Raw genomic sequence first — 10867 nt, 5'->3', positions numbered from 1 at the left:
ACACCGACAAATATTTATTTGGTTTAGATAAGGTAACTGTTTATTATTCACTATATTCGGGACAAAACTAATTAAGCCGAAGATATTTTGGGAATAAATATGACCGTCAGCTCTTATGAAAAAGACCTCGCTATATGTGAGCATGTATTTAATCATTTTATTTTAAGTGACCAATTCTTTGGATTTGTCACCATTGGTATTCTTGCAAAGTATGCTAACAAAAATAATGTTTATTCTAGTGATTTTAAATTATTGGTTCGCGAACGGGGTTTTGATTTAAAATCTAAATGTAACGAGCGAGGCGTATACTTCTCGCGCTCGTGCTCCAAGGCCCTCGTAAACAAACATCCAGTTAAATTATTACGATGTGCTGAAATACAATCAGTGATTGCTGAAAGCGGTATAAAAGGAGCTTTATCGCAGTTAAAAATAAAACGAAGCATAATCGACCAACTCCTCTACGAAATGCTAGGGTCGGTGCAGTACCGAACCAACTTTTTGGAGCTTGGATGGGATATTGCCGACTTACCCTACCTTACCACCCCTCTTTATAAACAGATGGTCAAATACATAGTAGACAATCAGATTACCGATAAGCATGCATTACATAATGCAATCGTGAGAGATATGAATGATGGGAAAAAATGGTGGTTGCACGAAAATGTAGTGAATTGTGATAAGCCTGGCTTCATTTACGTAGCGATGCTGTCAGAAGAAAACAATTTGTATCGGGTTAAAATAGGTCAAACTGAGCGTGAAATAAAAAAACGCCACAATGAACATCTCAGAGCAAAGAAGATAAATATTGATACCACGTTTTTATGTAAATATGTTGAGTCTCCTGTTCAAGAAGAATCGGCTATTTTGTCTTATTTCAGGGAGCATGGGCAGCTGATTAGTGGCAGAGAAGAATTTATTATAAATAATAAGTTGGCAGCGACACTCAAGGACTATTTGGTCAGCGATGTTGGCTTTGCTACTTTCATTTCTTAAGAACAATTACAATGGAAGTTGGCTACCAATCTCTTGGGTTGCGCGAAATTCCCTAATTTCGGGACAAAAGATTTCACTGTCATAATGCAGTGATGATTAAATCTCTCGCACATCCCGATTATTTAGCCCTTACAAGTTGGCTTAGAAATTCACGTAAACAGAAAGGGTTAACGTTGAGAGATGTCGCTGAAAGAATTGACGAACCATTTCAAACAGTGAGCAAGATTGAAAAAGCACAGCGCAATTTAACCATCCTAGAGTACGTAGAGTATTGCAGAGCAATAGAAGTAGATCCGGCAGTTGGTTTGGATTTGATTATCAAATTATCCTCAAAGAAAAAGTATCGATAGTCTTTTCACCAAATACTATTTTATCGCTTTTACTAAAAATAATGTTTCAATGAGGCCTTTTTTCACCCGTCATGTCAATATGACTTTTGCCGGTCTATATGAGTTGAGTTCTTTTCCAATCTACTGTTTTAGAGCTCCAATCAGCGAATAAAAATTGCAATCTTTCTATTTTCTGAGGTCGCACAAGTTTCGCCAAATCACTCTAACAGCTGGCGTGAGGTCGAACATTAATAATTAAAGCGAGCCATGTGCACTTTTAAAAGATGGGCACATGCAGCCCACAAGTTTTTTATGATTGAATTAAACTCTATTTTTCCAAGAGCTCCTTTGTCTTCTCAAATTCTTCTTTGTCAATTTCTCCGCTTGCAAACCGTTTCTTTAAAATGTTGATCGCGTCGATGTTTTCATCATTATCTGCTGACACAATGTGTCGCTTTTGACCTCCAAAGGCCCTTATAACTGCCATAATCACAACTGTTGCCAAAGCAATAAATAATAGCATCATAAAGCCGCCAAGAAGCCAGCCAAAAATGCCACTACCCCACATCATATTATGATCATAATAACGACCAGTTTGCTGAGCCCATGCCATACCACTGATGCTCATAGGAATGATTGATATGCCGCCCTTGATTGCTAATTGTTTCATATCACCTCTATATATTTGATTTAAAATTTTCCTTTCACTTAAATGTCGTGGAATGTCCATCGCTTAGTCCATAAATTTGCAAACCTATGTTTTGGCTGTTCATAATAAAGCTCATAAAAAACTCCAAACTCTTTCTGAGCAGTCTCACCTTCAAGCGTGTAATAGACTTTCTGCGCAATCTTTCAATGACTGTTAAGCCATTAGTTTTTTATTCTAGCTTTCCGTTGCTTTACCTAAATTGGCAAAAATCTAGTAACTCAACCAATTCATCCACGGATTTTTCATCATAGAAAAATTGATAAAGAAGCATAGTGAAAAGATGAAGCAATCTCTGACAAGCACTGATTGCTACATCTATTCGTTTTTAGTTAAGACCACCCTCCCGTTTTGCATATACTATGCGATAAAGAACCGGAAGAACGACAAGCGTCAGAAGTGTTGAAGACACAATTCCCCCTATAACAACAGTGGCCAAAGGTCTTTGTACTTCTGCACCAATACCTGTATTGAGCGCCATGGGCACAAATCCTAAACTTGCCACTAATGCTGTCATTAATACCGGGCGCAAGCGAATAAGTGCCCCTTCAACAATGCTATTCACTAATTCTCCGGTTTCTAGCAAACGTTGCTTGATGAATGACAGCATTACCAATCCGTTTAATACCGCAATCCCAGACAACGCGATAAACCCTACCGACGCGGATATGGATAAAGGCATATCCCTTAACCAAAGAGACATTACACCGCCTGTTAATGCCAAAGGGATACCTGTGAAGATAATTAACGCATCGCGTATTGAACCAAATGCAATTACCAGCATAGTCAAAATCACAAACAACGTAACCGGTACCACAATAGTCAATCGTTGACTTGCACTTTCGAGCTGCTCAAAGGTTCCACCATAGTCGAGCCAATAACCAGCAGGCAAATCTACTTCATCATTAATTCTCGCCTGAGCTTCTTCGACAAAAGTGCCAATATCTCTGTCACGCACATTTGCTGTGACAACAATACCACGTTTGCCATTCTCCCGGCTTATTTGGCTAGGTACTTCTTTGAATGCCAGTGTGGCCAATTCGCTTATCGGTACATGCTCACCAGAGGGCGTGACGATGGGAATGGTTTCAAGCTGAGTGAGTTCATTTCGAATGTCGTCGGCATATCGCACCACAATCTCAAAGCGTCTATCGCCTTCAAAAATCATTCCAGCGGTTTCTCCACCTGTCGCAGCATTAAGCCATAACTGCAAGTCGGCTATATCCAAACCAAAGCGTGCCAATTGATCAGGCTTTGGTGTGACGGTGAAGATTGGAATGCCTTCTACCTGCTCAAGCCTCGCGTCATCAGCCCCTTCAATCGTTGAAATAACGGCCAAAATGTCAGAAGCAGATGCAAAAAGCGTATCTAAGTCATCCCCAAATAGTTTTATTCCCAAATCTGCCCTTACCCCACTGATCAATTCATTAAAACGCATTTGAATAGGTTGGGTAAATTCATAATTATTGCCGGGCAAAGTAAACAAGTCCTCTTCAAACGTTTCGACCAACTTGGCTTTTGTCATTGATGGGTCGGGCCATTGTTCCCTAGGCTTCAAAATAACATAAGTATCTGTAATGTTTGGTGGCATAGGATCGGTGGCGACCTCACCCGTACCAGTGCGACCGAATACCGTCTGAACTTGCTCATACTGCATAAGTTTCGCTTCAAGAGCTTTTTGCATTTCAACCGCTTGTTCTACCCCGGTCCCTGGGATCCGTATTGCCTGTACTAAGATATCACCTTCATTGAGCTGAGGAATAAACTCCGAGCCTAATTTGCTGCCCATCCATAGACTGCCGATAACCAAAGCACTCGCACCTACTACTACTAGCCATCTAAAACGCAGCGCGCCCATTAAAATAGGACGATACACTGCCTTTGCACCAATAATAATTGGGTTTTCTTTTTCGCTAATTTTACCTCTCATGAAAATTGCTATCGCCGCAGGCACTACGGTAAAACAAAATACCATTGCGGCAAGCAAAGCCATTATCACGGTCGCTGCCATGGGGTGGAACATTTTACCTTCGACGCCAGTGAGCGTGAACAAGGGGATATAAACAATGGTAATGATCAATACACCAAACAAACTGGGACGTATGACTTCATTAGTGGCTTCATATACAACATTCAGTCTTTCTTTGAGCGGTAGAGTTGCGCCGTTTTGCTTCTGGGATTCGGACAATCGCCTGATACAGTTTTCAACAATGATAACTGCGCCATCGACAATCAAGCCAAAATCCAGTGCGCCTAAACTCATCAAGTTAGCAGAGACATCGGTTTTAACCATGCCCGATATCGTGGCAAGCATTGCCAGAGGAATTACAGCGGCTGTAATAAGTGCAGCTCGCACATTCCCAAGCAATACGAATAGCACAACGATGACAAGTAAAGCGCCCTCGACGAGGTTTTTCTGCACTGTGTCGATGGTTTTGTCAACGAGGCTTGTTCTATCGTAAACCGCTTCAAGGATAACGCCATCGGGTAAGCTTGTTTTAATGGTTTCGAGCTTACTGTCCACAGCTTTAGCGACCGTACGAGAGTTTTCTCCCACTAACATCATTGTCGTGCCAATCACTGTTTCTTGGCCATTTAACGTGCCAGCTCCAGAACGTAGCTCTTTACCGAGGTTGATTTGGGCGATGTCTTGAATTTTTACGGGTACGCCATTAATGATCTTAACAACCACTTGGCCGATATCGTCGATGCCCTTAAGTTGGGCTTCCGATCTGATCAGTACCTGTTGCCCATTTTGTTCTACAAAACCAGCGCCTTGATTCGCATTGTTACGTTCTAGCGCACTGAGAAGGTCACCTGTACTTATCCCATAGTTTATCATTGCGACTGGATTAGGATTCACATGATATTGCTTTTCAAACCCACCTATCGCATAAACTTCGGTCACCCCCTCGACAAGCGACAATTGAGGTTTAACTACCCAATCATGGATTTCCCTTAATGCCATAGCATCATAGGGTTTGCCGTTGTCCTGTCGCGCCTGAGGCTCAGCACTTAACGAGTACATGTAAATTTCACCCAAGCCTGTGGCGATAGGGCCCATTTCTGGGGTTAACCCTGTTGGCAATTGCGCCGCGATGGCATTGAGACGCTCGTTGACGAGATTTCGTGCGAAATATAAATCGGTGCCCTCTTTAAACACAACTGTGACTTGCGACAAACCATAGCGTGATATCGAGCGGGTATACGATAAATTAGGCAAACCGGCCAGCGAGGTTTCAACTATAAACGTTATGCGTTGTTCAGTCTCCAAAGGCGAGTAACCTGGGGTTGCGGTATTTATCTGCACTTGCACGTTGGTGATATCAGGCACAGCATCAATCGGCAATTGTTTGTAACTGTACATACCAAAAAAGGCGACAAACAAGGCGAACAACATCATGACACCACGTCGCTCAATGGATAGACGGAGTATTGGTGCTATCATGCTCTCACCTCACCGTTTTTATGGACTTGGCTTTGCTTTTGGCAATAAATGCACAGGTAATTAGTCATCATCGCCCGCCTCCATTTTTAATAAATCAGCTTTTAGTAGATAGCTATTTTCTACAACGACTTGCTGGCCTATTTGAACGCCCTTCACAATCTCTACTAAACGGTTGTCCATGTTCCCAAGTTTTACTTGGCGGGGGTAAAATCGTTCCCCTTCTTTGACAAAAACAATGGTTTGCCCATCTAACTCTTGTATTGAACTTTTAGGGAGAGCCAGGTTGACTTCTTGGAACCCAATCTGAATATAACCCTCTACCATAGCGCCTAAAGGCCAATAACCACTGCCATTATCAACGTTCACAAACGCGATAGAATAAGGTTTGTCATCAGGTGAGGACGAAATGTGGCTTATACTTGATTGTTGCTGCAACTCCTCAAGTCTTAAAGTGACTTCCATATCAGCGGCAATACGAGTACGTTGTTTGGGGAAAATAGCCAATTGAGCAATTGCGCGAGAGTAATTAGCAACAGAAAGCAGTACTTGTCCCTTGGTGAGCTCACCATCATTGGCGTGTCTAGCGATTATTTTTCCAGACATTGGTGAGGTGATTGAGTATTGATTTAAACTCTCGTTTGACTCAATGATTGCCAGTGTGTCACCTTTTTCTACTTTATCCCCAATATTCACCATGATACGTTTTACAACACCGTCGAAGCGGGCACGAATATGACTAAGTGACGCAGGATCATGGACTATCCGCCCAAACGCTTTGGTAGTGAGCGATAATGATCCTGACGCGGCTAATGCGGTGTTGATATTGTGTTCAAGCATTTGTTGTTGTGATAACACTATGTACTCAGGTCTTTCTTCCTCTTCACCATCGTCATCATCAGCCATGGCGACGTTAGCAAACAGTAAAGTTAGCAGCATGGCTAACATGCTAAGAAAGTCATGCGCGTTTTTGCGCAATGTAAATTGTGATTTCTTCATTATTTTTTCTCTATTTATTCTGATGTTTGAGCAGACGTCGAGGGAGAGTTAGAAATCACGGGGATCCCCGTGAGTGCCTCTAGGTCTGCGCTTCGAAGATGGACTAAGCCTGCTGCTTTGATCAGTGTTCGTTGCATATCGATGAGTTGCTGCTGCGTTGTCACCCACTCTATGTAGTTGTAACGACCACTTTCATAGCCTTCCCGCGCCAAGTTCAATGCAGACTCCAATGTTGGAACGACATTGTCTTGAAGGGTCGCAACCGTAAGTAAGGCTTGGTCCTTTGCACTAATGACTTGATTTAATTGTCGAGTGAGTCCACGAATTTTCGCTTGCTTTTGATAGTCGATACTTTCTAGCAATGCGCGTTGTTGTTCGTATTCACCTAGATTCCGCTGTTTGGTATTTAATGGTATTGAAAAACTAGCAACTAACGCTGTGTCATCAATTCCTTGTAGTCTGCGGATACCGGCTTCCCAAGCGATATCAAACTGTTGGTTAGCTTGAACCACTCTTAATCGAGCCTCTTGAACCCGATAATTATCGGCATAAAGCAAAACATGTGGATTGCTTTGAAGCTGTGAAAGCATATGTTCTAGTGATAGTGAATTTGGGAACGATAACAGTGTCCCTTCAGCGTCTGTGAAATTAGCAGCAGTGTCACCCCACATGATGGCCAGATCGCGTTTATACTCATTGAGTTTTTGTTCACTAATCAATAACGATAAACGCGCCTGCGACAACGCTGACTCTGCACGTTTCTTTTCTAGTGGAGAAGAAGCTCCCGCTTCAACTCTTGCAGAGACTGTCTGAAGCATCGTACGAGCTAGCATTTCTGCTCGTTGCTCAGTTTTGTGCAACGCTTGTTGGACAATAACATTAATATATCGTCGTGTTGTTTCACCTAAAACATCCAGCGTACGAATGCGCTGCAAAGTAAGCAGTTGTGCTTTTTTTGTAGTCACAACATTCACTCGGCTGCTGACTTTATCGCCCAGCTCGATGACCGATGATAGGGTCAATGTCAATTCGGCATCTCTGATACCAGACACTTCTCCTGTTCCCAACACATTTTCGAGCTCAATTCCTACAGTCAATTCAGGTCGTAAGTTAGCCGTTTTTGATTCCCCCTCCAAAGCCGAAGATTTAAAATCAAACACCAATAAATCTGGGTTATTTGATAAGGTGCGCTTGAGCGCATTTTCAAGTGTGATAGTCGACACTTGTGCATTGGCAGATTGAACAGATATGCTCATGGTTACCAGTACAGCAAACATCAATTTCAGATACGCTGAGCTAGCTTTTTTTATGCCCAATGGGCGTGAAGCCTTCATATAAAACCTTTTATTCATAAAATAACGAAGTACATGGAACGCGCCCATGCAAACATAAAGAAACGAAATGGATTAAGATTGAGGCGGGCGAAAAAGGCCTTCGTCTAGGCCGTCAGTGATGTTGCGGGAATAACTGTATTGATTGGTATATAACGGTTTAGCTATGTCATATATAGAGTGTTGTGCCAGAAACTTAACCTGCGCACATTGACACAGCACACAATGGAAACACTTGGACTCTTCACTCGACGTATCATCAGCATTTACATTTTTATCGGCTTCGTCATAAGTGCCTATGGACTTTGATTGCTCAGGGGCTGACGATACCTCCGCCGGGTAGTCATCGCATTGAGCGGCGAACGAAAATCCCGATTGGTACATGAGCAAAGTAATAAGTAGCCATGCCAACCTACGAAGTTTTGATGTGCAATTAAAAATTGACATGTTCTTATCAACTTTGCGCACTAAGCGCTCGCTGTCTTTCATTTGAAGCATCTTCGAGGATCATTTTTGCCCCGCGCAACACGACGCAAGAAACTATCACACCGATAACCAGATCAGGCCATCGAGAATCGAGCCAGAACACCAAAGCGCCAGCAAAGATAACCCCTAAGTTGGCAATTACATCGTTGGCTGAAAATATCCAGCTTGCCCGCATATGCACTTCATCATTTCGCTGCTTACGTATAATCAATAGACATACTACATTGGCTATCAATGCTACCGTTCCCATTATCATCATTAATCCAGACACAGGTTCACTGCCGTAAATGGCTCTTCTTACAATATCAATTATAATTAATAACCCAAGAACCAACTGAAAGTATCCACTAATTCGAGCAGCATTCGCTTTATGTAATAAGGATTTGCCAATTGCATAGAGTGCAACACTATAAACAATTGCGTCGGCGAGCATATCGAGTGAATCGGCAATCAGCGCTGTAGAATCAGCCAAAAGCCCCAACCCCATCTCTAGGACGGACATCGTTAAGTTTATTCCCAATAGCCAATATAAAACATGTTTTTGAGATTCATCTTTTATTTCTACTTCGCATCCACATCCGCTCATTGCAATTACTCGTTTTAACAATTCTGTGAGAGTATAAACTCTATACTTGGTATAGGGTCAAGCTAGGAGGGTAATTTTTTTAATAATTGATGACGCCACGAAAGCGACAGGTTGCAGCATTCAAATGATTTGTTTGCATGAAAAAAGAGGATAGCCTGAATAAAAGCGAACAGATAGCAGATCTAAATCAAAAAAGGGTTGTTAAAACTTTATGCATTAATTAAAAAAGCATCTGTCAAACGTCATAGTTCAGATTGCAAAGCTGAACGCATTGAAATATTCTATTGAGAAAATGTTGTGATTTTGTAATTAGGATAATAAATACAGAGGCTTAGGAATATTAAACTATTTGATGTGGCTCGCCGCAATAAACTAATCTGAAGAATGTTTGATTGCTGATAGTCCAATAATAATTAGCGTTTGTATGAATTCTGTATTATCGAGTTTATAAATATCTTTTTCTAACTGGGAGAAAAGTGTACCTTCTATTCCAGCGGCAATCAGTAAAACAACTGAAACCTCAAGATTCAATGCTTCTGCAATTTTTAATGCCAACCCGTCTCTCGCTCCATGCAATTTTTCATTTAACCCCAGTATCGGCGCAATAGTGTGCAAATTAACAGCTAAGAGTCGATAGTACCAAATTAGTATATAGTGTATGTCTATTGCTTGGTTAAGCGCTCTGGTCAGATTTGGGCAATTTGTGTTAGACATCAAGCGCCTGCTCGATGTTCAGAATAACCCAAACGATTCTTGCGCCTTTATCGACGAAATGATTCAAAATCAACTTATTCGCATTCAGGAGGCTCAGAAAGAGCTCGCTATGTTAGAAAAGTCATTAGCGTCACTTGCATCATCGTGCAACAATCATACTGTTGAAGGATGCTCGATACTGCATCAGTTGCAATCCCCTTAGCTCAGTCTGATAACACAAAGTGACTTTGGTATATGTTGTTTCTAAGTGATGAATAACGAGAGCGCGGACATTTAGCTAAATGTTACAAAATATAAGCAATTAACTACTTTTGCATCAGTTACTTGCAACAACTGTTACCTTCTTGAATTGGCGGGCATTGCACCGTTCCATATGAGCAATAAACGCAACAGTCTCCGCTAAGAGGTTTCAGTATTGATTTGCAATGAGTGCATTCATAGAAAAATTGACACGCAGTGGTTGGCATTTCCTCTAGTTGGCTATAATTGCATTTAGGGCATGTAATTATTGATAAAAGCTCTGTTTCGGACAAAGGATAGTGCTCCCAATTTGATTTTAAAAAAGCGATTCGAGAGTAAGTTAAGATTTTATTCTTGAGGGGAAACCAGCATTCTCTGTCGCTTTGGTTAGCTCATCAGGGCTAGTAACTTCGTCGTCAAATATCACGACAGCCAGTTTGTTTTCGAATGTAACATCCACTTCTTTTACACCTTTTACACGCTCTAGTGCTTTTTCTACTGTTATTGGGCATGTAGCACAATCCATTGACGGCACTTCTAAAGTAACGGTTATATCTTTAGCAAATGCTACGGTGCTGCTGACTAACAATAATGACGTGAATAATAATTTTTTCATTTTTTCTCCGATTAAATTTCAGTGATAGTAGCTATACTAACCATATAATCCAGTAGTTACTGGTGACAAAAAGAAAAGCCAACAGCGCGGTAGACCAAAAAATTACTATTCTCCGCGCTCTTACTTTAGGGCTTGCGCACAACTCACCCTCCGCACATTCTTTCAATGGGCGATAAGTTTTCCACCCAGCTAATCCAAATAAAACCACTACGACAAAAATGAAAATAGGTCGATAAGGATCTAAAAGCGTTAAATAGCTGATCCACGTTCCGCTAATGCCCAACAAAAGAAGTACAAGCGGCCCCGCGCAACATGCACTTGCACCGATTGCCGCGGCAAGACCTCCTAAGATAGATACCTGACTACTTTTTACCATTTTATTAAGCAATTTTATTCAAACTGTCTAAAGCATAACTCCCGTA

The 10867-nt window shown here is 41.5% G+C and carries 13 protein-coding genes; 3 read left to right on the top strand and 10 right to left on the bottom strand.

The window, feature by feature from the left end:
- Positions 1-87 precede the first annotated feature (87 nt).
- On the top strand, positions 88-993 hold the full coding sequence (locus D6V41_RS11035) for a GIY-YIG nuclease family protein (RefSeq protein ID WP_136251553.1): 906 nt from the start codon (positions 88-90) through the stop codon (positions 991-993).
- Between the two features lie 92 nt (positions 994-1085).
- On the top strand, positions 1086-1343 hold the full coding sequence (locus D6V41_RS11030) for a helix-turn-helix domain-containing protein (RefSeq protein WP_136251552.1): 258 nt from the start codon (positions 1086-1088) through the stop codon (positions 1341-1343).
- 307 nt (positions 1344-1650) lie between these two features.
- Here D6V41_RS11030 and D6V41_RS11025 read toward each other — a convergent pair whose 3' ends face one another.
- The 7 genes from D6V41_RS11025 to D6V41_RS10995 form a co-directional block, all read right to left on the bottom strand.
- Entirely contained in the window at positions 1651-1992 is a 342-nt protein-coding gene (locus D6V41_RS11025) for an SHOCT domain-containing protein (RefSeq protein WP_206663257.1), read from the bottom strand.
- A gap of 364 nt (positions 1993-2356) precedes the next feature.
- Positions 2357-5476, bottom strand: a complete 3120-nt coding sequence (locus D6V41_RS11020; protein WP_136251551.1) for an efflux RND transporter permease subunit — start codon at positions 5474-5476, stop codon at positions 2357-2359.
- Between the two features lie 60 nt (positions 5477-5536).
- Positions 5537-6472 carry an efflux RND transporter periplasmic adaptor subunit gene (locus D6V41_RS11015; protein ID WP_136251550.1) on the bottom strand — a complete coding sequence of 312 codons (936 nt, stop codon included), beginning with the start codon at positions 6470-6472 and terminating at the stop codon, positions 5537-5539.
- A gap of 14 nt (positions 6473-6486) precedes the next feature.
- A complete protein-coding gene (locus D6V41_RS11010) occupies positions 6487-7806 on the bottom strand; it encodes a TolC family protein (RefSeq protein WP_136251549.1) in 1320 nt (439 codons plus the stop codon).
- A 72-nt stretch (positions 7807-7878) separates the two neighbouring features.
- Positions 7879-8250, bottom strand: a complete 372-nt coding sequence (locus D6V41_RS11005; RefSeq protein ID WP_241664518.1) for a hypothetical protein — start codon at positions 8248-8250, stop codon at positions 7879-7881.
- A gap of 7 nt (positions 8251-8257) precedes the next feature.
- The gene (locus D6V41_RS11000; RefSeq protein ID WP_136251548.1) at positions 8258-8875 is read right to left on the bottom strand and encodes a cation efflux transmembrane domain-containing protein; all 618 of its coding nucleotides are present in this window, start codon (positions 8873-8875) and stop codon (positions 8258-8260) included.
- Between the two features lie 372 nt (positions 8876-9247).
- A complete protein-coding gene (locus D6V41_RS10995) occupies positions 9248-9490 on the bottom strand; it encodes a hypothetical protein (RefSeq protein ID WP_136251547.1) in 243 nt (80 codons plus the stop codon).
- A 43-nt stretch (positions 9491-9533) separates the two neighbouring features.
- Between D6V41_RS10995 and D6V41_RS10990 the strand changes: the two genes are divergently transcribed.
- On the top strand, positions 9534-9791 hold the full coding sequence (locus tag D6V41_RS10990; protein ID WP_136251546.1) for a MerR family transcriptional regulator: 258 nt from the start codon (positions 9534-9536) through the stop codon (positions 9789-9791).
- A gap of 118 nt (positions 9792-9909) precedes the next feature.
- On the opposite strand, the gene D6V41_RS18365 is transcribed toward D6V41_RS10990, so the two are convergent.
- The 3 genes from D6V41_RS18365 to D6V41_RS10975 are packed head-to-tail and all read right to left on the bottom strand — an operon-like array spanning position 9910 to position 10821.
- A complete protein-coding gene (locus D6V41_RS18365; RefSeq protein WP_136251545.1) occupies positions 9910-10122 on the bottom strand; it encodes a GDCCVxC domain-containing (seleno)protein in 213 nt (70 codons plus the stop codon).
- A gap of 47 nt (positions 10123-10169) precedes the next feature.
- Positions 10170-10445, bottom strand: a complete 276-nt coding sequence (gene merP, locus D6V41_RS10980; protein ID WP_136251544.1) for a mercury resistance system periplasmic binding protein MerP — start codon at positions 10443-10445, stop codon at positions 10170-10172.
- 31 nt (positions 10446-10476) lie between these two features.
- Positions 10477-10821, bottom strand: coding sequence for a mercuric transporter MerT family protein (locus D6V41_RS10975; RefSeq protein ID WP_136251583.1), 345 nt, complete (start codon positions 10819-10821; stop codon positions 10477-10479).
- Positions 10822-10867 lie beyond the last annotated feature (46 nt).

The organism is Ningiella ruwaisensis, assembly GCF_004798935.1.
Classification (GTDB): domain Bacteria; phylum Pseudomonadota; class Gammaproteobacteria; order Enterobacterales; family Alteromonadaceae; genus Glaciecola; species Glaciecola ruwaisensis.
This window is presented reverse-complemented; position numbering and strand designations above follow the sequence as displayed.

Excerpts from the sequence above, each read along its gene's own strand:
- D6V41_RS11030 (WP_136251552.1), top strand. The coding sequence starts at position 1,086 with ATGATTAAATCTCTCGCACATCCCGATTATTTAGCCCTTACAAGTTGG.
- D6V41_RS11025 (WP_206663257.1), bottom strand. The coding sequence starts at position 1,992 with ATGAAACAATTAGCAATCAAGGGCGGCATATCAATCATTCCTATGAGC.
- D6V41_RS11020 (WP_136251551.1), bottom strand. The coding sequence starts at position 5,476 with ATGATAGCACCAATACTCCGTCTATCCATTGAGCGACGTGGTGTCATG.
- D6V41_RS11015 (WP_136251550.1), bottom strand. The coding sequence starts at position 6,472 with ATGAAGAAATCACAATTTACATTGCGCAAAAACGCGCATGACTTTCTT.
- D6V41_RS11010 (WP_136251549.1), bottom strand. The coding sequence starts at position 7,806 with ATGAAGGCTTCACGCCCATTGGGCATAAAAAAAGCTAGCTCAGCGTAT.
- D6V41_RS11005 (WP_241664518.1), bottom strand. The coding sequence starts at position 8,250 with ATGTCAATTTTTAATTGCACATCAAAACTTCGTAGGTTGGCATGGCTA.
- D6V41_RS11000 (WP_136251548.1), bottom strand. The coding sequence starts at position 8,875 with ATGAGCGGATGTGGATGCGAAGTAGAAATAAAAGATGAATCTCAAAAA.
- D6V41_RS10990 (WP_136251546.1), top strand. The coding sequence starts at position 9,534 with ATGTCTATTGCTTGGTTAAGCGCTCTGGTCAGATTTGGGCAATTTGTG.
- merP (WP_136251544.1), bottom strand. The coding sequence starts at position 10,445 with ATGAAAAAATTATTATTCACGTCATTATTGTTAGTCAGCAGCACCGTA.
- D6V41_RS10975 (WP_136251583.1), bottom strand. The coding sequence starts at position 10,821 with ATGGTAAAAAGTAGTCAGGTATCTATCTTAGGAGGTCTTGCCGCGGCA.